The organism is Leekyejoonella antrihumi, from assembly GCF_007845645.1.
Lineage (GTDB): Bacteria > Actinomycetota > Actinomycetes > Actinomycetales > Dermatophilaceae > Leekyejoonella > Leekyejoonella antrihumi.
Map to the genome: position 1 here is coordinate 1 of NZ_VCQV01000042.1, position 23,691 is coordinate 23,691.

Sequence of the window (23,691 nt, forward strand, 5' to 3'; positions counted from 1 at the left end):
GCGATGAAAATGGAGCAGCCGATCACCGCGCACAAGGCCGGCACCATCACCGGCCTGACCGCCCAGGTCGGTCAGACCGTCACCGCAGGCACCGTCCTGGCCGAGATCAAGGACTGACCTTCCGCGGACGGCGGTCACCCCAACAGAACCGTCAGCCGACCGACTCGGCGTGGAACTCCGCGAGACCGGTGAGCACCATCGAGATCGTGCTGCGCAGATATTCCTCGCGACCGGCCTCGGGGTAGCCGAGTGCGCTGAGCGCCACGCCCTCCAGGCTGGCCACCACGGCCTGTGCCCGAAGGCGCGGCTGCGGCTTGCAGCTTCGCTCCACAAGCACGGCCACGACATCGACCAGCTGCTGACGCCAGGTGTTCGCGTCGTCGCGCAGCGATGGCGTGCGCACCGCCTCCAGAGCGAGGTCACCCATGGTGACCAGCAGCTCCGGGTTCTGCGACCAGCGCAGCAGCAAGGCCGTGGTCTGGTCGATCACCGCGCCGGGATCGTCGTTCAGGTCGGGCAGGCTCTGCGTCATCTGCGCGACGTCCGCGGTCAGCTTGGCGGCGACGTACTCGGTCAGTGCGGTCAGCAGCGCGAGGCGGGTGCGGTAGTAGACCGAGCAGGTGCCCTCGGGCAGGTCGGCCGCCCGGTCGAGCGCTCGATGGGTGAGCCCGCGCAGTCCGGTGCGCCCCACCACCTGGATCGCCGACTCCAGCAGGTGCTCCTGGCGGGCGCGCGTTCCGCTCGGCCGTGACCTTGCCACTGCGACCCCATCTCCTGCGCTCGAACCTGCGTGTGAGGTAAAACACTACCGGCCGGGGCCCGTCGACGAACGTCGTGGCTCGGGCCCCTCGCCGGCGTGCTCATTCGGTGATTGCACCCTCGTCGTGTGTCCGCATCACGCGGGTCCACGCCTGGTCATACTTCGCCGCCAGCCTGGCCAGCGCCAGCGCACCGATCAGCAGCCCGAAGTCGCGCAGCGCGATGTCGTAGAAGCCGGAGTAGGTCAGCAGGTTGATCACGATGCCGGCCAGCCACAGCGCCACGACGTATGACGCATAGCGCGGCTTGAGGGCCACCAGGATCCCGGCCAGGATCTCCACCGCACCGACGACGTACATCGCCGTCTGGGCGGAGAACGGCAGCAGGTGCACGATCCACGGCGCCAGGTAGCCCGGCCAGTTGACGTTGAGGACCTTGGCGAACTTGTCGATGCCCATCCATAGAGGCAGGACCACGAACCCGATACGCAGCAGCCAGTAGGCGCCGTAGGCGGGATCGTTCCGTAGCCGGGCTCCCAGATCGGACGGCTGTTGGACATGCGCGGAGCGCATCGTCATGTGACTCATGAGGACTCCTTCTAAAAGTTAACCTGACAACTTTTAGAATGCGCCCGCCATCTCTCTTTTGTCAATAAGCATTGGTGTTAGAATCTGTCCATGGTCGAACCACCACCGCCCGAGGACGCCACACCGGATCTGAGCGCCCTGGCCGATCCGGTGCGACGGCGGCTCTACGACTACGTGGCCGCCCAGAAGCACCCAGTTCCCCGAGAGGCCGCCGCCGGCGCGGCCGAGATCAGCCGCACCCTGGCGGCCTACCACCTCGACCGGCTCGCCGACGCAGGGCTGCTCGCGACCTCCTACGCGCGCCCCGATGGCCAGAGCGGCCCGGGCGCCGGGCGGCCCGCCAAGCACTATCGGCCGGCGCAGGAAGAAGTCAGCCTCAGCGTGCCGCCACGCAACTACACCCTGCTGGCCCGCCTGCTCGCCGACGCCGTCGTGTCCGACGACTCCGGCACCGTGCGATCGGCGGTGGTGGCCGCCGCCGAGGTCGAGGGTCGCGCGACGGCGGCACCGGGCCGCGACCTCCTCACCACCCTGACGGAGAACGGCTACCAGCCCGAGGTTGCCGAACGCGGCGACGTCGAACTGCGCAACTGCCCCTTCCATCAGGTGTCCCGCCGGCACGCCCAGCTGGTGTGCGGCCTCAACCACGCGTTCGTGCGTGGCGCTCTCGTGGGCCGCGGCGACGATCCCGACCGAGCCGAGCTGGCGCCCCAGCCCGGACGCTGCTGCATCGTGATCCACCCCCGCGCGCTCGTGTAGGCCTCCGCCCAGCCGGTCCGCGACGGGTCGCCCCTCAGGGTCGACGGGACCGCTGAATGAGCATTTTGCCGAAACCCCAGGTGAGCGCACTCCCGCGGTGTGCCTCGTCCATGACGTCGACGAAGGCGTTCATGAAGCGGTCGACCTCCGCCTCGCCGATCGTCAGCGGCGGGATGAGCTTGATCACTTCGAGGTGATCACCGGACACCTGGGTGAGGATGCGGTGCCGGTGGAACAGTGCATGCACGATCGTCTGCGCGAACAAGCCCTTGCGGGCCAGCCGAAGCCCGGTCCACGCCGTGCGCCTCTTCCACGACTCGGGCCGGCCGAACTCGATGCCGATCATCAGCCCGCGCCCGCGCACTTCGTGCAGCAGCTCGTAGCGATCGACCAGGTCGGCCAGCCCGGTCTGCAGCAGCTCACCCATCTTGCGTGCGTTCTCGACGACGCCCTCGGTCTGCATCACGTGCAACGTGGCCAGCCCCGCCGCCATCGCCTGCGCGTTCGATCCGAACGTCGAGTCGTGCACGAGCACCCGGCTCATCGACGAGTAGACCTTGGCGAAGATCCACTCCCGTCCCAGCGTCGCCCCAACCGGGATGTACCCACCCGACAGGGCCTTCGCGGTGGCGACGAGGTCGGGCTCGACGTTCTCGTGCTGGAAGGCGAAGAAGTCACCGGTACGGCCCATCCCGCACTGGACCTCGTCGGCGATCAGCAGCGCGCCGTGGGAATGCAGCAGCTGCTGGGCGGCGGCGAGGAAGCCGGGCGGCGCAACGGCCACGCCCTTGCCCTGTATCGGCTCGACCAACAAGCCGGCGACGTCACCTCGGCGCAGCTGGTGCTCCAACGCGGCCAGGTCGCCCATGGCGATCGCGACGTCGGGAAGCAGCGGTCCGAATCCCTTGCGGAAGTCGACCTCACCGTTCACCGACAACGAGCCGGCGGTCAGACCGTGAAAGGCATGTTTGCAGTAGACGATGCGCTTGCGCCCGGTGGCGAACCGCGCGAACTTCAGCGCGGCCTCCACGGCCTCGGTCCCACTGTTGCCGAAGTAGACGCGATCCAGGTGCGGCGCATGCGCGAGCAGCGCCTCCGCCAGCAGGCCGGCGAGCGGCGGCGCGTCGAACTGAGTCAGGTCGGCGAGCCCGGCGTCCAGGGCATCGTGCACCGCCTGCCGCACGACGGGGTGGTTGCGCCCGAGCGCGAACACGCCGAAGCCCGCCAGCATGTCCAGGTAGTCGCGCCCGGCATCGTCATAGAGGTACGCACCCTCGGCGTGCGTGTAGATGCGGTCAAAGCCGATCGCGTGCAGCATCCGCGGCAGCTGCGGGTTGAGGTAGCGGCGCTGCAGGTCATACCTCTCACCGCCACGACGAGCGAGCAGGTCGCGTAGGTCGAAGTGGCTCTCGGTCGACACACTCCACACTCTATCCATCCGGGTCGGCGGCAAACCTGGGTATGCGGAGCGAACGGCTGGACGAGGCCCGAAGCACGTCGAGGCCCGCGCCCCTGCGAGCCGAAAACGGCGCGCACCAGGTGCACGCCGTTTTCTCGCTGCCTGCCTTGTAGGCGATGGGCCTACTCTGCGCGGGGCGCGCCGTCGACGCCAGGGGCGCCCACGTCCGGCTCTGACTCGCCCGTGTGCTGACCGGCGGCATCGCCGGCCGCCGGCCCGCCGGTGGCGGCGCCCGACTGCCCTCCGCCGGTGAAGCCGAGCTTGTCCTCCAGGGCGCCTCGCCCCTTGGCGATCTTGTCGTCGTACTTGTCGCCGGTCTTCGCCTTGACGACATCCTCGGCCTTGTCCAAGACGCCCTGCACCTGGTCCTTGTGACCGGTGGCAAAGTCCTTGGCCTTGTTGATCCATTCGTTGGCGCCCATGGGCACGCTCCTTCTGCCGGTGGTCCTGTCATTTTGACCCTAGCCCACGTCCCTGCATGCGCCGAGTCTGGCAATGACCGAGATCACATCCCACCGGGCGCTCGCCGACTTGCCAGCACGACACTACGGGCGTAGTGTCTTTCTCATCGGTACTACACATGTAGAAAGGCATCGACCATGAACATGATCAACGGAGTCTTCATCGGGACGATGGTCATCACCGCCATCGCGCTTGTCGCCCTCGTCGCGACCGTGGGCACCTGGACCGTCCAGTTCTTCGCCCGCAACCGCGTGCAGCGAGTCCGCCACCACGAGCCGCTGGTCGGCTACTATCGCGGCCTCGCGTCGCACAGCTTCGCGCACTGAGCCGAGACTGAGCCTGCGCCAGGCACCCCCGGCCAACGACCCCACCCACAGCAACGGGAGACGAGCACTGCTCGTCTCCCGTTTTCCTATCCCGCGAGCGGAGAACTTTGTGGGGTGACGCGTCGGGGTCCCCGCAAAGTATCGGAGCGAGCCCGCGAGCGGAGAACTTTGTGGGGTGACGCGTCGGTGCGAAGCCGTTAGATATCGAGCGAGTGCAGCCGCCGTGCGGCCTCGGCGATCGAGCCGGTCATCGACGGGTAGATCGAGGACGTGCTCGCCACCTGGTCCACGGTGAGCCGGTTCTGCACCGCCAGCCCGATCGAGTAGATCAGCTCGGACGCCTGCGGCGCCACCACCACTCCACCGACCACGGTGTTGCTGCCCGGCCGCATGAAGAGCTTGACGAAGCCATCTCGGATATTGCGCATCTTGGCGCGAGGGTTGGTCGACAGCGGCAGGGTCACGACCTGCGCATCAACGCGCCCCTGCTCGACGTCGAGTTGCGAGTAGCCGACCGTCGCGATCTCCGGGTCGGTGAAGATGTTGGCGCAGACACCGCGCAGGTTCAGCGGCGCGACGGCGTCACCGAGTGCGTGCGCCATCGCGATCCGGCCCTGCATGGCCGCAACGGAGGCCAGCGGCAGCACCCCGGTGCAGTCGCCGGCCGCATAGATGCCCTGCGTCGACGTGCGCGACACCCGGTCGACCACGATGTGACCGGACGCGGTCATCTCGACGCCGGCCTCCGCCAGGCCGATGTCCTTGGTCAGCGGGGTCGAGCCGACGGCCAGCAGCACGTGGCTGCCCTCGACCGTGCGACCGTCCTCCAAGTTCACGACAACCCCCTCGCCCGCGCGCACCGCCGAGGCCGCGCGCGAACGGTTGAGCACCTGCATACCGCGTCGCCGGAAGACGTTCTCGATGACCGTCGCGGCGTCCGCGTCCTCCCCCGGTAGGACCCGGTCGCGTGACGACACGAGCGTGACCTCGCAGCCCAGTCCGAGGTAGGCGTGGGCCAGCTCGGCGCCGGTGACTCCCGAACCGACCACGATCAGCTTCTCCGGGAGCTCCTTCAGGTCATAGATCTGCTGCCAGGTGAGGATGCGCTCGCCGTCGGGCTGTGCGGTCGGCAACACCCGCGGGGTCGTGCCGGTCGACACGAGGATCACGTCGGCGGCCAGCTCCTCGCTCGTGCCGTCGTCCTGGTCCAGCTGCACCCGTCCGGGCCGAAGAACCCGGCCCGAGCCGATGCGGACGCGGCAGCCCACGCTCTCGACCTGCGCGCGGATGTCGTGGCTCTGCGCCTTCGCCAGGTCCAGGATCCGGGCGTTGATCTGGCCCAGGTGCGCCTCGGCGTGCTGGTTGTCCTCGGTGCCCTCGAAACCGACGCCGAGTCGCCCGGCGCTGGCAAACCGGGACAGGAAGTCCGAGGTGGCGATGAGGGTCTTGCTGGGCACGCAGTCGGTCAGCACCGCCGCACCACCGAGTCCGTCCCGTTCGATGACGGTGACCTGGGCGCCGAGTTGCGCGGCGACCAGCGCGGACTCGTATCCCCCGGGGCCGCCACCGACGATAACGACCGACTTCTTGTGTGCGCTCACGGGACACCATGAAACCACGACGCCCACCCGCCGGTCATATGCCGTGACCCACACCCCCGGCTAACCTGGCTCCCGTGACAGACTTTCTCGATCTCCAGGACCCGCGGATCGACCCCTTCGACGTGGCGCAGCGCGCCGCCGCCGTCATCGCCGAACGCACCGGCTCGCCCACCCACGACATCGCCCTGGTGCTGGGCTCCGGCTGGGGCCAGACCGCCGACGTCATCGGTGAGACTCTGGCGACGGTGCCGAACGAGGACGTGCCGGGGTTCGCCAAGGCCGCCGTCACCGGGCACGACAGCGCGATGCGCTCGGTGCGCATCGGCGACTCCGACCGGCGGGCGCTGGTCTTCGGGACCCGCACCCATTTTTACGAGGGCAAGGGGGTCCGGTCGGTCGTGCACGGCGTGCGCACCGCCGCTGCGGTGGGCGCCCGGGCGATCGTGCTGACCAACGGCTGCGGCGGCCTGAACCCGAGCTGGACCGCGGGCACCCCGGTGCTGATCCGTGACCACCTCAACCTGACCGCGGCCTCGCCGGTCGAAGGCGCCACCTTCATCGACCTGACCGACCTCTACTCCTCGCGGCTGCGGGACATCGCGCACACCGTCGATCCGCAGCTGCCGGAGGGTGTCTACACCCAGCTGCGCGGGCCGCACTACGAGACGCCCGCCGAGGTGTCCATGGTGGGCACTCTGGGCGGCGACCTGGTCGGTATGTCGACCGCGCTGGAGGCCATCGCCGCCCGGCAGAGCGGCCTGGAGGTCCTCGGCGTCAGCCTGGTCACCAACCTCGCCGCCGGCATCGGCGACCGGCCGCTGTCGCACGCCGAGGTCATCGAGGCCGGCCGGGCCGCCGCCGGCCGCTGCGGCCGACTGCTCGCCTCCGTCGTCGCGAAGATCTGAGGCCACGTGTCCTACGAAGCGCAGCGGGCCTGGCTCGCCGATGACCCCGACCCGCAGACCCGCGCCGAGCTGGCGGCGGTACTGGCCGCCGCGCAGGACGGCGACACCGGCGCCCAGGAGGACCTGTCGGACCGCTTCGCCGGCCGGCTCGAGTTCGGCACGGCGGGCCTGCGCGGCGCGCTCGGCGCCGGCCCGAACCGGATGAACCGGGTCGTCGTGCTGCGGACCGCGGCCGGCCTGACCCGTTATCTGCAGCAGACCCTGGGCCGCACGCAGGTCACCGTCGTCATCGGGTATGACGCCCGGCGTGGCTCCGACGTGTTCGCCCGGGACACCGCCGGCGTCGTCGTGGCCGCGGGGGGCAACGCCCTCGTCCTGCCCGGGCCACTGCCCACGCCCGTGCTGGCCTACGGCATACGCCGTCTCGGTGCGGACGCCGGAGTGATGGTGACCGCGAGCCACAACCCGCCCCAGGACAACGGCTACAAGGTCTACCTGGGCGACGGCAGCCAGATCGTGTCACCGGCCGACCGCGACATCGCGGTGGCGATCCACGGGTTCCCGACCGCCGCGTCCGTCGCCCGGGTCGAGGACGGCTGGACGACCCTCGGTGACGAGATCGTGCAGGACTACGTGGACGCGGTATGCCGGGTCGTCGAGCCGGACGGCCCGCGCGACATCGCCATCGTGCACACGGCGCTGCACGGCGTCGGGTCACAGGTCTTCCACCGGGCGTTCGCCCAGGCAGGGTTCCCCACGCCGACAGCCGTGCCCGAGCAGGCGCAGCCGGACCCGACCTTTCCCACCGTGCCCTTTCCCAACCCGGAGGAGCCCGGTGCCATCGACCGGTCCCTCGACCTGGCCCGCAAGAGCGGCGCGGACCTGGTCATCGCCAACGACCCGGACGCCGACCGGTGCGCCGTGGCCGTGCCGGACCCGCGACACGCCCCGGCCGACCGCGACACCCGCAGCGGGCGTCGCGCGGACACCGACCACTGGCGGATGTTGCGCGGAGACGAGGTCGGCGCACTCATCGGGGCCCGCGTCCTGCAGCGGGGCGTCGCCGACGGCGAGGTGCTCGCCAACTCGATCGTGTCCTCCCGGCTGCTCGGCGCGATGGCGCGGGCGACCGGTGTGCCGCACACAGAGACGCTGACCGGGTTCAAGTGGATCAGCCGCGTGCCGCACCTGCGCTTCGGGTATGAGGAGGCGCTGGGCTACTGCGTCGACCCGGCGGCAGTGCGCGACAAGGACGGCATCAGCGCCGCACTGCTGATCGCGGAGTATGCGGCGGCCCTCAAGGCGGCCGGCCGCACGCTGCTCGACGTGCTGGACGACCTGGCAGCGCAGCACGGTGCCCACCTGACCGACAGCTTCTCCGTGCGCGTCGACGACCTGTCGGTCATCGACCGGATCATGCAGCGCCTGCGCAGCGCCCCGCCGGCCGCGATCGGGGGCCGCGAGGTCGTGCAGGCCGACGACCTGGCGCACGGCGGCCGGTCGCTGCCGCCGACCGAAGGACTGCGCTACTACCTGTCCGACCGGACCCGCATCATCGTGCGACCCAGCGGCACCGAGCCGAAGCTGAAGATCTACCTGGAGGCCATCGCGGACACCCGCGGGGCCGCGCACCAGTCGCTCGCGGCCGTGCGCGCGCACATGGAGCAGCTGACGGCCGCGTTGTAACGCCGTGCCGGTATCAGGGACCGGCACGGAGTCCTCCTAGCAGTTGACAGGCCGCATCGGCGGCCCCGTCACCCGAGAGGAAGGCCGGTCGTGGCCGCACGTAGCACCACCGTGGAGTTGCAGAACAGCACCGCAGATGTCCTGACGTTGGGGGACAACAGCCTCGCGCATGGCGAGTGGACCACCCGGCCACCGGCAACCGTCGCCGCACAGGCGACCGTGACGTGGGAGTCGGAGTCCAACGGGTTCATGACTGGCACCGAAGGGCACCTGACCTATCACATCGGATCGGGCGGCGATGACGTCAACATCAACTGGGACAACCCCTTTTCGGGGACGAACAGCTATCAGGCCAGTGCCAACCCGCCCTTTGGCGCGTCCTTCACCGGTGGGTCCGGCAACAACGCGACCGTCACGATGGTCTTGACGGGCAACGGCACTCCCGGCGGTCCGCCGAGCGGCGCAGCGCGCTCGACCGATAGCACGTTGCTCAATGCGACGGGACTTCCCTTGGCACGGACCGGGATTGAGTTGGACCACGGCATCTGGGTCACCACTCCGCCAATCAGCATCGGGGCAGGTCAAACCGGTGGATGGCGGACGGAATCGTCGGGTTTCCTGACCGGGACAGAGGGCCGCGCGACGTATCAAGGTGGGTCCGTAACGGCCACGGTTCACTGGGACAACCCCTACGTGGGCTCGAACAGCGCCGACGGGACCGCAAGCGGGGGCGACTCCCGGCTGTTCGAGCTCGCCGGTTCGGGCGACAACTCGACAAGCGACTTCGCGCTCTGGCGCTCTGCTGCGCCGCCCGAGATCATCCTGTTCGAGCACGCGAACTTCCATGGCCGGCACAAGCACCTCTGCGCCGATGAGCCCGATCTCGCCGCCCCGGAGGACAACACCTTCAACGACATCGTGTCCAGCATCGTTGTCGTCTCCGGCGTCTGGGAGGTGTTCGCCGACATCGACTACGGCCGCCCATACGTCAGGGTCGGCACGCCGGTCAGGCTCGGGCCGGGCATCTACCCCAACCTGGATCCCGTCGGCATCACCAACGACGACCTGTCGTCGCTGCGTCTGACGTCGAACTCACCGACCGTGTCGGCCGCGCCCATACTCGGTCACGCGGTCCTGTTCAAAGCAGTCGACTTCCAAGGCGAGCACAAGCACGTCTTCAATGACGAACCGGATCTGGCTGCCGCCGACGACAACACGTTCAACGACACGGTCAGCTCCCTCGCCATCGTGTCCGGCCAGTGGCAGCTCTATCGAGACATCAACGCCCAAACGCCCATGGGCGCAAGCCTTCTGCCGGGGCTGTATCCGGATCTGGGAGCGCTGGGGGCCGGGGGTGCGCTCTCGTCGTTGCAGGTCTGCTCCACGGCGGCGGTCGCGACGGTGAACCAGTACGCCGGACACCTGATCGTCTTCGAGCACAACTTCCGCGGCCGACACTGGCACCTGTTCACCTCGACCGCGTTGGCGGATCTCGGAGCGTCCAATCTCGTCAGCTCGGCGGTCGTGTTCGCGGGCAACTGGACGATGGGCTCTCCCGATCAGACCAGGACATTCGGGCCCGGTTTGTATCCGTTCAGCCCACAGACCTTCTTTCTCGACAATGACACGCTGGCCGATGCGAGTCTGATCGGCTGCGCCATCTCGGCGACGAGCACACAGCCCGAGACCACGACGCTGGCGATGACCAACGGATCAGTGGTCAACACCTGGAGTATCAGCGAGAACGCGCACCTGCTTGCCGCGGACCGGGGGTTCGCCGCAGCCGGTCGGACCGACCTGTCAGACGCCAACCGGATGAACGGGAACGAGCAGATCAAACTGTCGGCCGGACTGCACACCTTGCACAACGAGCTGTCCGTGATCAGTCCGCTGTTCGGGCTGCCGGTCATCGTCCGCGAGGACGTGACGGTCGATGTGCAGGCCTACCAGGCTCCCGCCATCGACGCGTTCTATGCCACCCCCGGCTACATCACGACCTGCATGGGGCAGGCGAGCATCCAGGTGACCTGGTCGGTCCGCCACGCGACGGCCCTGACGGTCGCCCGCGCCGGCACGCCGATCGGCAGCAGGAGCGGCAGCTACGACTCCGCGTGGTCCGACAGCCTGTCGGACCCGGTGCCCCAACGGGCGCAGACCAGCTATCGCCTGACCGCGACGAGCCCCGGCGGGTCGGCCACAGCGGACGTAGCGGTCGGTTTCGGGCCGCCGCCGGGGGCAGTACACATCTACCGGTTGTACAACGAGACCACCGAGGCGCGCACCGTGCAGCTGATTGGCTATCCGGCCGAGAACGTGCTGCAGACCATGCCACTGGGACCGAGCGCGTCCTTGAACGTCACGATCCCCAACTGCCAGGAGACGACGGTGGCCGTCTTCGACGCCGTAACCGACACCTACACCTTGCAGTCACCGGTGCTGACCGGCTCGGACCAGGGAGCGATCGTAGGACCGATCGGCGTCAGCTGACCTGTTCGCCCGAGCGCACCGACACCGCCCGTCAGCCGAACATCACGGCGCACACCACCGCGAGCACCACGGCGACCGCGATCGCGGCAAGGGCCGGAATCGCCGGTCGGACCTGGATCGGCTGAGTCGACGGTGTCAGCTCGCCGGCCGCGACGAGGTTGTCGTAGTCCTCCTTGGTCTGGTCGATCAGCGTGCCGACCGACTCCGCCGAGGCTCCGCGGGCCTGCAGCGAGGTGTTGACCGGCGGCGGGTTGCGGATCGAGCCGTGCATCCGCATCCCGCCGATCGCAACCTCGCCCACCATGGGAGTCCCGCGCCGGGGGCGTTGCTGCGAGATGGCCCAGGCGCCGTACTTGTCGCCGCCCTGCGTGTAGATCTTGAGGTTCCAGCGGCGGGTGGTCAGGTCGACCTGCGTCCACGGGATCGACACGTCGCGCACCAGGTTGCGCAGCTCGACGCCGTCCTCGGCGACGACAACCGCCGGCCTCACGAGGACCACCCATACGACCAGGGCGACCAGCGCGGACAGCCCGATCGGTTCGAACCAGTGCGACGGATCGTTGGCCAGGTAGAAGGCACAGGCGATGGTCAGACACCCGATGAATGCCCAGCCCGTGATGTGGGCGCCGGGTTGCCGGAAGACCCTGCGCGTCGTCGCATCAGGCTGGGCATCGGAGCGGTGATGTGGCATACCTTCGAGTATGAGGCACGCCGGGTACGCTGGCGCCTGTGAGTGGATCCGTAGCAAAGTCGCAGGCCCGAGAGATCCTCGAAGTGACCTCGCCGACGAACTCCTCCATCCGGTCCTGGTTGCACGGCCTGCCCGGCGTCGACCAGGTCGGCTGCGAGGCGCGAGCCACGGGACTGGCCACTCGATCGATCAAGACCAGCAGCAAGGCGTGGGGTATCGACCTGGCGATCTCCATGATCGACCTGACGACGCTGGAAGGTGCCGACACCCCCGGCAAGGTGCGCGGCCTGTGCGCAAAGGGCGCCGCCCCCGACCCCAGCGACCCGTCCACACCGCCGGTTGCCGCGATCTGCGTCTACAACGACATGGTCGAGGTCGCGCGAGCGGCGCTGCACGGCACCGGGATCCACGTGGCTGCCGTGGCCACCGCGTTCCCGTCCGGGCGTGCCTCCATGACCGTCAAGCTGGCCGACACCTCGGATGCCGTCGCTGCGGGGGCCGACGAGGTCGACATGGTCATCGACCGAGGCGCCTTCCTCGCCGGTGACTACCGCAAGGTCTTCGACCAGATCGCGGCGACCAAAGAGGTCTGTGCGCGACCTGGCGACCGGCCGGACGCCCACCTCAAGGTGATCCTGGAGACCGGCGAGCTGGTCACCTACGACAATGTCCGACGCGCATCGTGGCTCGCCATGCTGGCGGGCGCGGACTTCATCAAGACCTCCACCGGCAAGATCGCACCGGCCGCGACGATGCCGGTGACCTTGATCATGCTGCAGGCGGTCCGCGACTGGCGCGAGCTCACCGGCTCCATGGTCGGTGTCAAGCCCGCGGGCGGCATCCGCACCAGCAAGGATGCGCTGCGCTACCTGGTGATGGTCTCCGAGATCGCCGGTGACGACTGGCTCGACCCGCAGTGGTTCCGCTTCGGAGCATCCAGCCTGCTGGGCGACCTCCTGCTGCAGCGTCAGAAGCAGCGCCTCGGGGTCTACTCCGGCGCCGACTACGTCACGATCGACTGAGAGACACCCATGTCCAAGTTCGAGTATGCACCCGCACCCGAGTCCCGGGCGGTCGTCGACATCGCCTCCTCCTATGGGCTGTTCATCGGCGGCGAGTTCGTCGAGCCAGCCGAGGGCGGGTCGTTCAAGACCCTGAACCCGGCAACCGAGGAGTCCCTGGCGGACGTCTCGCAGGCCGGCGCCGCCGACGTCGACCGTGCGGTCAGGGCCGCCCGCCGCGCCTACCAGCGGGTGTGGGGCCCGATGTCCGGCACCGAGCGCGGCAAATACATCTTCCGGATCGCGCGCATCATGCAGGAGCGCGCGCGCGAGTTCGCCGTGCTGGAGACGCTCGACAACGGCAAGCCGATCAAGGAGTCGCGCGACGTCGACATCCCGATCGCCGCAGCGCACTTCTTCTACCACGCCGGGTGGGCCGACAAGCTGGAGTATGCGGGGTTCACCCCCGCCGGGTCCGCCGCGCCGAAGCCGCTCGGCGTCGTCGGGCAGATCATCCCGTGGAACTTCCCGCTGCTCATGCTGGCGTGGAAGATCGCGCCCGCCCTGGCCACGGGCAACACCGTGGTCCTCAAGCCGGCCGAGACCACCCCGCTGACCGCGCTGCTGTTCGCGCAGGTGTGCCAGCAGGCCGACCTGCCACCGGGGGTCGTCAACATCGTCACCGGTGCCGGCGAGACCGGCCGGGCGCTGGTCGAGCACCCCGACGTCGACAAGATTGCCTTCACCGGGTCGACCGGCGTCGGCAAGGGCATCGCCCGCAGCATCGCCGGCACCCGCAAACGACTGTCACTCGAGCTGGGCGGCAAGGCGGCGAACATCGTCTTCGACGACGCCGCCATGGACCAGGCGGTCGAGGGCATCGTCAACGGCATCTTCTTCAACCAGGGTCAGGTGTGCTGCGCCGGTTCCCGCCTGCTCGTGCAGGAGTCGGTTGCCGACGACGTGGTTCGCCGCCTGAAGCGCCGGCTGCAGGCGTTGCGCGTGGGTGACCCGCTGGACAAGAACACCGACGTCGGCGCCATCAACTCGGCGGCGCAGCTGGCCCGCATCACTGAGCTCGCCGAGGTCGGGGTCGCCGAGGGCGCCACCAGGTGGAGCCCGGAGTGCACCCTCCCGAAGAATGGGTTCTGGTTTGCCCCAACGGTTTTCACTGGTGTGTCACAGTCGCACCGCATCGCCCAGGAGGAGATCTTCGGGCCGGTGTTGTCAGTGCTGACCTTCCGCACCCCACAGGAGGCGGTCGCGAAGGCCAACAACACGCCCTACGGCCTGTCCGCCGGCATCTGGACGGAGAAGGGTTCGCGCATCCTGTGGATGGCCGACCAGCTGCGTGCCGGTGTGGTCTGGGCCAACACGTTCAACCGGTTCGACCCCACCTCACCCTTTGGTGGCTACAAGGAGAGCGGCTACGGCCGGGAGGGCGGCCGGCACGGGCTCGAGGCCTACCTCCGCCTGGACTCCGCACCCTCGACAGCTCGGTCCACGCGCACGGGAGGATCCCACTGATGGCCGCGCAGCGCCTGCCAGTCCGCAAAACCTACAAGCTCTACATCGGCGGCAAGTTCCCGCGCAGCGAGTCCGGCCGCTCGTATGAGGTCTTCGGTCAGGACCGGAAGAAGGAGTTCCTCGCCAACGCCGCGCAGGGCTCCCGCAAGGACGTTCGGGACGCGGTGAAGGCGGCCCGCTCGGCGGTCAGCGGCTGGGCCGGCGCCACCGCCTACAACCGCGGTCAGGTGCTCTATCGCGTCGGTGAGGTGCTCGAAGGCCGCCGCGAGCAGTTCATCAGCGAGGTGGCCGCCAGCGAGGGACTGACCCGGCCGCTGGCCACGCGCGTCGTGGACGCGGCGATCGACCGATGGGTCTGGTATGCCGGGTGGTCCGACAAGCTCGCGCAAGTGCTCGGCAACCTCAACCCGGTGGCCGGCCCCTACTTCGACATCTCCGCTCCCGAGCCGACCGGCGTAGTGGGCGTGCTTGCGCCCCAGGCGAGCTCACTGCTCGGCCTGGTCAGCGTGATTGCACCCGCGATCGTCTCCGGCAACACGGTCGTGGTCCTCACCAGCGAGGACCGCCCGCTGCCGGCGATCAGCTTCTCGGAGGTGCTGGCCACCTCCGATGTGCCCGCCGGCGTCGTCAACATCATCACCGGTCGCACCGCCGAGCTGGCGCCCTGGTTGGCATCGCATCGCGACGTGAACGCGATCGACCTGGCCGGCGCCGCCGACGCGGCCGACGTGTCCTGGGGCGAGCTCGAGGCGTCCGGCGCCGACAGCGTCAAGCGGGTCGTGCGACCGGCCGGTGACGGCGCCGACGCGATCGAGCCGGACTGGTCGGTGACCCCGGACCTGCACCGGGTCCGCGCGTTCCTGGAGACCAAGACGGTCTGGCACCCCAAGGGCCGGTGAGAGCCCCACAAAGTCCTCGCTCGTGCCTCACTCGGTACTTTGCGAGGACCCGGTGAGAGCCTCACAAAGTCCTCGCTCGTGCCTCACTCGGTACTTTGCGAGGACCCCGTGAGAGCCCCACAAAGTCCTCGCCCGACGGTCCGGGTTGTCGTGCTGTGCGGACCGAGCGGATCGGGCAAGAGCCGGCTCGCCACTCGGCTGCGCCGTGAGCACGGCTGGCCCGTGGTCGCGCTGGACGACTTCTACAAGGACGGCACCGACCCGACCCTGCCCATGATCACGCAGGGTCTGGCGGACTGGGACGACGTGCGCTCCTGGCACGTGGACCGGGCCGTTGCGGCTCTCGAGGAGATCTGCCGCACCGGTCAGACCACCGTCCCGGTCTATGACATCGCCGCGAGCACGGCCGGCGACCAGATCACTGTGCTCGCCCACGGCGCGCCCGTCGTCGTTGCCGAAGGAATCTTCGCGGCCCACATCATCGCGCCGCTACGTGAGCGAGGTCTGCTGCTCGACGCGATCTGTGTTTGTCATCCGCGCTGGATCACCTTCGGCCGCAGGCTTGCTCGGGACCTTCGCGAGCACCGCAAGCCACCGCACATCCTGTGGACTCGCGGCCTCCGCCTGACTCACGCCGAGCCGCAGCTCGTCGCGGCCCAGCGTGCCCTCGGCGCCCGGGTGCTCTCTCCCGCCGCGGCGGAGCGTGAGCTGGCCGCCACCGCCTACGCCGACCCGGTCTGAGGCCTCGCCGTCAGCCGAGCCCGCGCAGCCGCACGGACAGGCAGGTCACGCAGCCCTCCAGCTTCTCGTACTCGCCGATGTCCACCGTGACCACGCGCCACCCGAGGTCTTCGAAGAGCCGCGCCGTCTGCGGTGCATCGGCCGCCATCAGCAGCGTCTGCGAGTCCAGTAGGACGACGTGCGACCCGGACTCCTCGGGCACCGGCAGGAAGCGGCCGAACATCGTCACGTCGTCCACGAGCGGCGGGTATCCGACAACCGTCCCGTCGGGCAGCGCGGTCACGGCACTCTTCAGGTGCAGCACCTTCGTCAGCGGGACGGCGATCACCGTCGCACCGAGGGGCGAAAGCGCCTCGCGGAGCTGACGAATGCCGTCGCCGTTGGTGCGGCCACCACGACCCACGAAGACGGTCGAGCCGACCTTCAGCACGTCGCCTCCGTCAAGGGTTCCGGGCGCCTCGATGCGGACGATCGCGTAGCCGAGGTCGCGCACCGCCCGCTCGGCGTCGGCGGTCTCCGGCTTGCGCGCGTCAGCGCCCGGTCGCGCGATCACCGCCGTGCGCTCGTAGACGACCATCGTGTCCTCGACGAAGGCCGAGTCCGGGCAGTCGTGCGCCGGCGGCACCTCGAGGGTCTGCCAGCCGTGCTCGCGCAGCGCGGCCACGTATCCCTCCCACTGCCGCACGGCCAGAGCCGAGTCCACCGGCGTGCGGTCGAGGTGGGTGACAATACCCTCCGCCAGCCGTGGGCTGGGGCGTCGGACTAGTGCCTTCATGGGGTCTTCCTCCTGGGCGAGCCATCGATCCACTGAACTCATCATCGCCGACGGCGCAACCCCAATGGATGTCGAGCCGAGTAATGTACAGAGCTGCGTCCCAACTGCACTGAATTTCGACAACAGGTAAAGCCGGGTGAACCAGCTCCGCCACCGGTTAGGGTCGTCCCATGACGAACGGATGGACGAGTCCGTCGGGGGACGACGGGCGTGCTCCGACGCCGCAGTACGGTCAGCCCGGCCCGCCGCAGTGGGGGCCGGGCGCCCCGCCGTACCCGGGCGGCTTTGCGCCACCGATGTCGCCCAAGCCGGGCGTCATCCCACTTCGGCCGCTGACGCTGAGCGACATCTTCGAGGGCTCGATCGCGACGATCCGCGGCAACCCGGGTGCGACGATCGGATTTGCGCTGATCCTCGGGCTGATCGTCACTGTGCCCGTGGCCGCGGCCATGGTCGTCGTCGCGCAGATCCCCACGACCAGCCAAGGCGTCGGTGTCGGCCTGACCGTGCTGGTCGCCTACGGAGGCAAGTTCATCTGGGCATTCGGTGACCTGCTGCTGACCGGCATGCTGATGGTGGTGCTCTCCGAGGCCGTTCTGGGCAGGCGTATGGCGATCGGCGCGGCGTGGGCGCGATTTCGCCCCCGGTTCTGGGCCCTGATCGGGCTGACCCTGCTGATCACCCTGGCAGTCGCGCTCTCGATACTCCTCCTGGTGCTGCTGATCGTGCTCATCTACGCGACTCTCGGGTCGACCGCGGCGATCATCGTCGGGGTGCTGGCGGGCATCGGGTGGTTCCTCACGCTGGCGTTCTCCTTCATCCGGCTCAGCCTGGCCGCGCCGGCGCTCGTGCTCGAGCGCATCGGCCCCATCCCGGCGTGCAAGCGGTCCTGGGCGCTCAGTCGCCACCAGTTCTGGCGCATCCTCGGCATCAGCCTGCTGGCCGCGGTGGTGGTCGGCTTCATCGGCGGAATCCTGTCGGCAGTGATCACTTTCGGGACGGAGGCGATCGCGATGACGGCCACCAGCGGGACTGCCGTGCTGACGACCACCTTGCTGGTCAGCACCGTCGCGGGCACCCTCATCAGTGCGCTGACGGCACCGTTTCAAGCGCATGTGACCGGGCTGCTCTACCTGGACCAGCGCATCCGCAAGGAGGCCCTGGACGTCACGCTGATCGCCGCGGCCGATCCGAAAGCCAGTGTTTCGCGCTGATGGGCCACCGCTGCACCCCAGCGCCGCCCACGCCCACGAGCTGCTCGCGCAGGAGCTGTCCAAACCCGCCTACCACGACCAGTCCTCGCCGATCATCCGCGTCATCGCCTGGTCCCGCGACCAGCTGCAGCGCCTCCTGGCCGACTCCGCCGGCCGGCTCCCGCCGGTGCTGCTGGTCGTCGTCGTGCTCGTCGTCGTGGCGATCATCGCGGTCACCGTCCCGCGCCTTCGGCGCAGCAAGCGCCGGGTCAAGGCGGCAGCGGGCGGCGGGGTGCTCACCGGCGAGAGCGCCGACGCCGACGAGCTGCGGCGCAGGGCGGCGGCCGCTATGGGTCGTGGCCGATACGGTGACGCACTCACGGACTACTTCCGGGCCGTCGCCCGTTCGAGCGAGGAACGCGCGCTCGTGCAGGTCGCACCGGGCAGCACCGCGCACGAGATCGCGCTCGAGCTGCATACTCTCTTCCCCGCCGAGGGCCGCGCCTTGCTCGACGCGGCAGGGGAGTTCGATCGGGTCTGCTACGGCGGTGCCACCGCAGACCCGGGCAGCGCCGGCGCTGTCCGCGACCTCGACCACCGGCTGGCGCAGGCACGGCCCACGCATCCGGATCGCCTGGTCGCACAGTGACCCGCCGCCGCCTGCTCGGATGGGGTGCTCTGACGCTCGCGCTGCTCCTCGTGGCCGTCATCACGGTCGCCCTGACCCGCACCAACGGCGAGCCGCTGGACCCCGACAACCCGCACAGCACGGGCGCGCAGGCGCTCGCCCGCGTGCTGTCTCACCAGGGGGTGCACCTGCAGACCGTGCGTGACAGGGACGCGCTGGACGCCGCTGCACCCACCCCGGGCACCACCCTCGTCGTGACCCGCCCAGAGCTCTTGTCGCCGAGCACTCTGCGCAACCTCAGCGACCAGCGGGTCGATCGGATCGTGCTGATCGACCCGGACCGGTATGTCGTGGATCAGCTGGAGCTGCCCGTCCTGGTGAGCACCGCGTCCGGCTCCCCCACCGCATCCGGCAGCTGCGCCGTGACCGGTCTGGACGGCCTGCAGCTCAGCGGGTTCCAGCACACCTACCAGCCCGTCGGGGCCGGCGAGCCTCCCGGTTGCTTCACCTCCACGGAGGACCCTGGACAGGTGCTCATCGACCTGCCGCGCCACGGTTCGGCGCCTCAGGTGGTGCTGTTCGGCAGCGCCGACGTGCTGCGCAACGACACGGTGCTCCACGGCGACAACGCGGCGATCGCGCTGCGGGTGCTCGGCCAGGACCACACCCTCATCTGGTTCGCGGCGTCGTCGAGCTCCCAAGAGGCCGCGGCAGGCGCCCCGTCCGTCTGGCCGGCGTGGGTGCGCCCGTCGATCATCGTGATCGCCCTGGCGGTGCTGCTGCTCGCCCTCTGGCGGGGGCGTCGACTGGGCGCCCTCGTGCCCGAACCACTGCCGGTGATCGTCCCGGCCAACGAGATCACCCGCAGCCGTGGTCAGCTCTACCGCAGAGCAAAGGCCACCGGGCGCGCCGGCACGATCCTGCGCGAGGCCACCCGCACCCGTCTCACGGCCTACCTCCAGCTGCCCCATGGCTGCCCGCCGCAGACCCTGGTGCAGGCAGCCGCCCGATCCAGTGGACGCGAACCGGGCGAGGTGGACCGGCTGCTGTTCGGCCCGATGCCGGAGGATGAGGTCAGCATGACCTCGATCGCGCAAGACTTGAGCTCCATCGAAAGGCAGGTCAGACCACGATGAATCCCGATGCCACGACGCCGATCCCCGCGGACCGTGCCCGGCAGGCACTGATCGCCGTCCGCACCGAGATCGGCAAGGCGGTCGTCGGCCAGGACGCCGCTGTGTCGGCTCTGGTGATCGCGCTCCTCGCCCGCGGGCACGTGCTGCTGCAGGGTGTGCCGGGAGTGGCCAAGACGCTGCTCGTGCGGACTCTCGCAGCGACGCTGGCAATCGACAGCAAGCGGGTGCAGTTCACCCCGGACCTGATGCCCGGCGACATCACCGGCTCGCTCGTCTATGACGGGTCGACGTCCGACTTCTCGTTCCGGCCGGGACCGGTGTTCACCAATCTGCTGCTGGCCGACGAGATCAACCGCACCCCGCCCAAGACCCAGTCCGCACTGCTCGAGGCGATGCAGGAGCGCCAGGTGTCCGTCGACGGGAAGCCGATGCCGCTCCCGTCACCGTTCCTGGTCGCCGCCACGCAGAACCCCGTGGAGTACGAGGGCACCTATCCCCTGCCCGAGGCGCAGCTCGACCGGTTCCTGATGAAGATCGACATCCCGCTGCCCACCCGCGAGCACGAGCTGCAGGTGCTGGCGCGGCACGCGGCGGGGTTCGACCCGCAGGACCTCGCCGCGGCCGGCGTCCGTGCCGTGGCGAGGCCGGATGACCTTGCCGCCGGATCCGCAGCCGTACAACGCGTCACCGTCGCACCGGCCGTCGGCGCCTACATCGTCGACATCGCTCGAGCCACCCGCAGCTCGCCCTCGCTGGCCCTCGGCGTCAGCCCCCGCGGTGCGACCGCGCTGCTCTCGACGGCTCGCGGCTGGGCGTGGCTCAATGGTCGAGACTTCGTGACCCCCGATGACGTGAAGACGATGGCGCACCCCACTCTCGCCCACCGCCTCTCGCTGCGACCGGAGGCCGAGCTCGAGGGCGTAGGCGTGGGGTCCGTGCTCGCCTCGGCCATCGGCTCTGTGCCGGTCCCCCGCTGAGAGAAGCAGACCCGTGGCCCTGACCGGACGTGCGGCGGCCCTGGCCCTGCTGGGTCTGGTGCCTGTCCTGCTGCTACCCACCCCGGCGACCGCCTGGTGGTGGCTCCTCGCGACCCTCATCCTGATCGCGATCGATCTGCTGCTGGCTCCAGTGCCACGCGGGCTACTGCTGCACAGGGACGAGGTCGGTCAGGTGCGCCTGGGCGAGTCGACGGCCACGTCGCTCGTCGTGCGCAACGTCGGTCGTCGCACCATGCGCGGAGTCCTCCGCGACGCCTGGGCGCCCTCGGCGGGAGCGACCGCGAATCGCCACCCGCTCCGCCTACGGGCGCAGGAGCAGGCCCGGCTGCAGACCCTGCTCGCCCCGACTCGACGGGGTGACCGGCCGGCCGACCGGGTCACCGTCCGCAGCGTGGGACCGCTTGGGCTGGCGGCGCGGCAGTCCTCGATCATTGTGCCCGGTGTGGTGCGCTGCGTGCCGCCCTTCGCATCCCGCCGGCAGCTGCCCAGCCGGCTCGCCCAGCTGCGCCAGATCGACGGGCGTTCGGCCGTGCGGGTGCGCGGCCAGGGCACCGAGTTCGACTCGTTGCGCGACTACGTCGACGGAGACGACGTGCGCAGCGTCGACTGGCGCGCCACCGCGCGGCGACAGCACCTCGTGGTGCGGACCTGGCAGCCCGAGCGGGACCGGCGAATCGTGCTGCTGCTCGACACTTCTCGCACCAGCGCAGGGCGCGTCCTCGACATCCCGAGACTCGACTCCGCGATGGATGCCGCGCTCCTGCTGGCTGCACTCGCGTCCCGTGCCGGCGACCGGGTCGAGTTCTTGGCGGGAGACCGCGGCGTGCGGGCGCGGGTCAGCGGGGTGTCCGACCGCTCACAGCTGCTGCACCAGCTGGTCACCACCATGGCACCGCTCGAACCCGCGCTCGTGGAGGCAGACTGGCGCACCCTGGCCGGAGCGGTGACCGGGCGCTCTCGGCATCGCGCCCTGGTCGTCCTGCTGACGTCGCTCGAGCCCGCCGCGATCGAGGAGGGGCTCCTGCCCGTGCTTCCCGGGCTCGTGAATCACCACCGCGTTGTCCTCGCCTCCGTGGCCGACCCCGCCGTGCAGGCTGCGGCGGCCGACCGGTCCGACGCTCCGCACACCTACGACGCGGCTGCCGCAGAGCGCACCCGTGCGCTGCGTGCGCGCACCCAGGAGGCGCTGCACCGCCTCGGCGTCACGGTCATCGACGAACCGCCGGACCACCTACCGGTCGCCCTCGTGGACCACTATCTGCTGCTGAAGCGGGAGGGCCTGCTGTAGCCCCGGTGGGGGTCGCCCGCTCGTCCAGTGGCACCGTGTTCCGCCTCATCCACAACAAGGCCGGCAGGACGCCCGGTCTCCACACCCGACAGCAGCACGATGGCGCGTGACTGTGCGCCCAACCGACACTGATCGCATCCGTGCGAGACAGTCATCGGGTGAAGAGTGCTCGATTGTTCCACCACGTCGGTGTAACCCAGGCGAGGTCGGGCCGTGAGTCGGTGGGTTCCTACCCTATCCTTCGCGGCGCGCTGCTCGGATCCACAAATCCGGCCTGGGTCAATCTGCGTGGTCAACATCAGGCGGGACGCAGTGAGTGGAGACAGCGACTGGACCGAGCGATCGACCTGGCGACCTCCGCGAACGATCCTCAGAGTCGCATCGGTGACAAACTGTTGGCTGACCTTATCGAGTCGAGCCTCGGAAGCCGCGACGACCGTGACCGGGCGCGTCGGGTCGCGCAGATCCGGGTGACCCAACTGGAGGAATGCAGTGAAGATACCGTCGAGGTAGACGCTGATCACGACGTGAGCAACAATGGCACCGACGAGCAGGAGGGCAGGCTACGACAACGACGCCCGCACCGGTCCGTGTACCGGCGTCGACGGTTCGGTTCGCTCGTGCTCTGGTCAATGATGCGCGGCGCCGCGGCACCAGCGAGTCCAAGTGGATCGAGACGGTGGCCAAAGCGCCGCTACCCGGCGACAAGAAGAACTGACGCCGGCACCTGCCGGTCGCACTGGTCGACCACTACCGGCTGCTGAAGCGCGAGGGACTGCTGTAGCCCCGGTGGGCGTCGCCCGCTCGTCCATTGGCACCGTGTTTCACCTCGTCCCGGACGCCATACGCCCACCGAGGGTATGCCTCGCCGAGATCGCACTTTTCCGCCCTAAAGCAGGGTGGAAGGGTCAAGAATTGCGATCTCGGCATCGTGACGCTGGGTGTCAGGTCCCGACCGACTGCAGCGGATGGATGGCGGGAGCCGCCGTCAGGTGCTCGCCCGCTACCTTCAACGCCTGCGCCAGGTGCGGAGCCTGCATATGCGCATCCAGCTTCGCCTGGCTCTCCCAGGACTCGATGGTGAAGAACGTCCCAGCGGCGGCCGCTGACTCGAAGAGCTCATAGCTGTTGCATCCGTCGTCGCCCCTGCTGGCGGCCGCCAAGGTGGCGAGCGCGTCCCGCACGACCTGCTCCGAGCCGGGCTTGGCGGTGATCTCTGCTACTACGCGTAGTTCACTCATGAGGAACCTTTCGAAGCCGGAACCGATCTGCTGCTGCCCGCCAGGCTACGCCGCGATTGGCGCGGCCGCCGTCTGATCAGCCTCTCGGGGTGACCAGCAGGGGCTGGTTGATCGACGCGCAGAATCCCTGATGGTCGAGCATCGCGGCCTGCGTCAAGCCGATGCCATCCGGGCCGATCGTGGTGCGTGCGTCGAGGAGCATCCAGTCCCCGGCCGGTGGCCGTTGAATGGTCGCCGTGGTCGTCGAGGGGATGAACAGCCATTTTGCGAGGGGTAGCTCGCCCGACAGACCGTTGGCGGAGCCGCCGACCACGAGCAGTCGTTGAGCGGGTGAGGTCGTCTCACCGTCGACGAGGGGATCCGAAGCCGCGACCAGACACGTGCCGGTCCGAGGTCGTTGAACCCACCGGTGACGAATCGCCAGTCGATGGCGCAGCCGTAGCCCCAGTCGGGGCTGACACCGGCGAAGAACCGCTGCGGCGCAGGATCCGGGAGCGCCGGCACCTCCGGCTCATCGGTGTGCTCGCTCGTGGCGCCCTCGT

The 23,691-nt window shown here is 69.4% G+C and carries 24 protein-coding genes; 15 read left to right on the plus strand and 9 right to left on the minus strand.

Annotated elements, in window-relative coordinates; genetic code table 11:
- On the plus strand, positions 1 to 117 hold a 117-nt coding region (locus FGL98_RS21275), incomplete at its 5' end, for a biotin/lipoyl-containing protein (RefSeq protein WP_146320292.1).
- A gap of 34 nt (positions 118 to 151) precedes the next feature.
- Here FGL98_RS21275 and FGL98_RS21280 read toward each other — a convergent pair.
- Together FGL98_RS21280 and FGL98_RS21285 are read right to left on the minus strand one after the other, a co-directional pair.
- Positions 152 to 760 carry a TetR/AcrR family transcriptional regulator gene (locus FGL98_RS21280; RefSeq protein WP_146320294.1) on the minus strand — a complete coding sequence of 203 codons (609 nt, stop codon included), beginning with the start codon at positions 758 to 760 and terminating at the stop codon, positions 152 to 154.
- A gap of 100 nt (positions 761 to 860) precedes the next feature.
- Positions 861 to 1,346 (minus strand): hypothetical protein, encoded by a 486-nt coding sequence (locus FGL98_RS21285; RefSeq protein WP_246136681.1) that lies wholly within the window; start codon positions 1,344 to 1,346, stop codon positions 861 to 863.
- Between the two features lie 90 nt (positions 1,347 to 1,436).
- Here FGL98_RS21285 and FGL98_RS21290 point away from each other — a divergent pair, with 90 nt between their 5' ends.
- Positions 1,437 to 2,105: a helix-turn-helix transcriptional regulator gene (locus FGL98_RS21290; protein WP_146320296.1), complete on the plus strand. Its 669-nt coding sequence runs from the start codon at positions 1,437 to 1,439 to the stop codon at positions 2,103 to 2,105.
- 34 nt (positions 2,106 to 2,139) lie between these two features.
- Here the strand turns inward: FGL98_RS21290 and FGL98_RS21295 are convergent, their stop codons facing one another.
- Entirely contained in the window at positions 2,140 to 3,525 is a 1,386-nt protein-coding gene (locus FGL98_RS21295; RefSeq protein WP_222432320.1) for an aspartate aminotransferase family protein, read from the minus strand.
- Between the two features lie 161 nt (positions 3,526 to 3,686).
- Positions 3,687 to 3,986, minus strand: coding sequence for an antitoxin (locus FGL98_RS21300; protein WP_146320300.1), 300 nt, complete (start codon positions 3,984 to 3,986; stop codon positions 3,687 to 3,689).
- Positions 3,987 to 4,163: 177 nt separating this feature from the next.
- Between FGL98_RS21300 and FGL98_RS21305 the strand changes: the two genes are divergently transcribed.
- Positions 4,164 to 4,352 (plus strand): hypothetical protein, encoded by a 189-nt coding sequence (locus tag FGL98_RS21305; protein ID WP_146320302.1) that lies wholly within the window; start codon positions 4,164 to 4,166, stop codon positions 4,350 to 4,352.
- 197 nt (positions 4,353 to 4,549) lie between these two features.
- On the opposite strand, the gene FGL98_RS21310 is transcribed toward FGL98_RS21305, so the two are convergent.
- Positions 4,550 to 5,953, minus strand: a complete 1,404-nt coding sequence (locus tag FGL98_RS21310) for an NAD(P)H-quinone dehydrogenase (protein ID WP_146320304.1) — start codon at positions 5,951 to 5,953, stop codon at positions 4,550 to 4,552.
- A gap of 74 nt (positions 5,954 to 6,027) precedes the next feature.
- On the opposite strand from FGL98_RS21310, the gene FGL98_RS21315 reads away from it, so the two are divergent.
- The 3 genes from FGL98_RS21315 to FGL98_RS21325 all read left to right on the plus strand — a co-directional run bounded on the left by FGL98_RS21315 (position 6,028) and on the right by FGL98_RS21325 (position 11,031).
- Positions 6,028 to 6,858 (plus strand): purine-nucleoside phosphorylase, encoded by an 831-nt coding sequence (locus FGL98_RS21315; RefSeq protein WP_146320306.1) that lies wholly within the window; start codon positions 6,028 to 6,030, stop codon positions 6,856 to 6,858.
- A gap of 6 nt (positions 6,859 to 6,864) precedes the next feature.
- Positions 6,865 to 8,544 (plus strand): phospho-sugar mutase, encoded by a 1,680-nt coding sequence (locus FGL98_RS21320; RefSeq protein ID WP_146320308.1) that lies wholly within the window; start codon positions 6,865 to 6,867, stop codon positions 8,542 to 8,544.
- A 90-nt stretch (positions 8,545 to 8,634) separates the two neighbouring features.
- Entirely contained in the window at positions 8,635 to 11,031 is a 2,397-nt protein-coding gene (locus tag FGL98_RS21325; protein WP_146320310.1) for a beta/gamma crystallin-related protein, read from the plus strand.
- 31 nt (positions 11,032 to 11,062) lie between these two features.
- Here FGL98_RS21325 and FGL98_RS21330 read toward each other — a convergent pair whose 3' ends face one another.
- The gene (locus tag FGL98_RS21330; protein ID WP_146320312.1) at positions 11,063 to 11,722 is read right to left on the minus strand and encodes a PH domain-containing protein; all 660 of its coding nucleotides are present in this window, start codon (positions 11,720 to 11,722) and stop codon (positions 11,063 to 11,065) included.
- 38 nt (positions 11,723 to 11,760) lie between these two features.
- Between FGL98_RS21330 and deoC the strand changes: the two genes are divergently transcribed.
- From deoC to FGL98_RS21350, 4 genes are all read left to right on the plus strand, one after another.
- The gene (deoC, locus tag FGL98_RS21335; RefSeq protein WP_146320314.1) at positions 11,761 to 12,744 is read left to right on the plus strand and encodes a deoxyribose-phosphate aldolase; all 984 of its coding nucleotides are present in this window, start codon (positions 11,761 to 11,763) and stop codon (positions 12,742 to 12,744) included.
- 9 nt (positions 12,745 to 12,753) lie between these two features.
- Positions 12,754 to 14,250 (plus strand): aldehyde dehydrogenase family protein, encoded by a 1,497-nt coding sequence (locus tag FGL98_RS21340; RefSeq protein ID WP_146320316.1) that lies wholly within the window; start codon positions 12,754 to 12,756, stop codon positions 14,248 to 14,250.
- Positions 14,250 to 15,149 (plus strand): aldehyde dehydrogenase family protein, encoded by a 900-nt coding sequence (locus FGL98_RS21345; protein WP_146320318.1) that lies wholly within the window; start codon positions 14,250 to 14,252, stop codon positions 15,147 to 15,149. Before FGL98_RS21340 ends, FGL98_RS21345 begins: the two co-directional genes overlap by 1 nt.
- Before the next feature lie 108 nt (positions 15,150 to 15,257).
- On the plus strand, positions 15,258 to 15,890 hold the full coding sequence (locus tag FGL98_RS21350; protein ID WP_246136682.1) for a uridine kinase family protein: 633 nt from the start codon (positions 15,258 to 15,260) through the stop codon (positions 15,888 to 15,890).
- Between the two features lie 10 nt (positions 15,891 to 15,900).
- On the opposite strand, the gene ddaH is transcribed toward FGL98_RS21350, so the two are convergent.
- Positions 15,901 to 16,665, minus strand: a complete 765-nt coding sequence (gene ddaH / locus FGL98_RS21355; protein WP_222432321.1) for a dimethylargininase — start codon at positions 16,663 to 16,665, stop codon at positions 15,901 to 15,903.
- Positions 16,666 to 16,835: 170 nt separating this feature from the next.
- On the opposite strand from ddaH, the gene FGL98_RS21360 reads away from it, so the two are divergent.
- Genes FGL98_RS21360 through FGL98_RS21380 form a run of 5 tightly spaced genes read left to right on the plus strand, consistent with a single transcriptional unit; the run spans position 16,836 to position 21,908 of the window.
- Positions 16,836 to 17,879, plus strand: coding sequence for a DUF7847 domain-containing protein (locus FGL98_RS21360; protein ID WP_146320322.1), 1,044 nt, complete (start codon positions 16,836 to 16,838; stop codon positions 17,877 to 17,879).
- Positions 17,866 to 18,507 (plus strand): DUF4129 domain-containing protein, encoded by a 642-nt coding sequence (locus tag FGL98_RS21365; protein WP_146320324.1) that lies wholly within the window; start codon positions 17,866 to 17,868, stop codon positions 18,505 to 18,507. The genes FGL98_RS21360 and FGL98_RS21365 overlap by 14 nt, the downstream gene beginning before the upstream one ends.
- Positions 18,504 to 19,622, plus strand: coding sequence for a DUF4350 domain-containing protein (locus FGL98_RS21370; protein WP_186526301.1), 1,119 nt, complete (start codon positions 18,504 to 18,506; stop codon positions 19,620 to 19,622). Before FGL98_RS21365 ends, FGL98_RS21370 begins: the two co-directional genes overlap by 4 nt.
- Positions 19,619 to 20,599 (plus strand): AAA family ATPase, encoded by a 981-nt coding sequence (locus FGL98_RS21375; RefSeq protein WP_146320328.1) that lies wholly within the window; start codon positions 19,619 to 19,621, stop codon positions 20,597 to 20,599. The genes FGL98_RS21370 and FGL98_RS21375 overlap by 4 nt, the downstream gene beginning before the upstream one ends.
- 13 nt (positions 20,600 to 20,612) lie before the next feature.
- Entirely contained in the window at positions 20,613 to 21,908 is a 1,296-nt protein-coding gene (locus FGL98_RS21380) for a DUF58 domain-containing protein (protein ID WP_146320330.1), read from the plus strand.
- A gap of 944 nt (positions 21,909 to 22,852) precedes the next feature.
- On the opposite strand, the gene FGL98_RS21385 is transcribed toward FGL98_RS21380, so the two are convergent.
- Both FGL98_RS21385 and FGL98_RS27255 read right to left on the minus strand, forming a co-directional pair.
- On the minus strand, positions 22,853 to 23,149 hold the full coding sequence (locus FGL98_RS21385; RefSeq protein ID WP_146320332.1) for a putative quinol monooxygenase: 297 nt from the start codon (positions 23,147 to 23,149) through the stop codon (positions 22,853 to 22,855).
- 76 nt (positions 23,150 to 23,225) lie between these two features.
- On the minus strand, positions 23,226 to 23,597 hold the full coding sequence (locus FGL98_RS27255; protein WP_425461018.1) for a thioesterase family protein: 372 nt from the start codon (positions 23,595 to 23,597) through the stop codon (positions 23,226 to 23,228).
- Between the last annotated feature and the right edge of the window lie 94 nt (positions 23,598 to 23,691).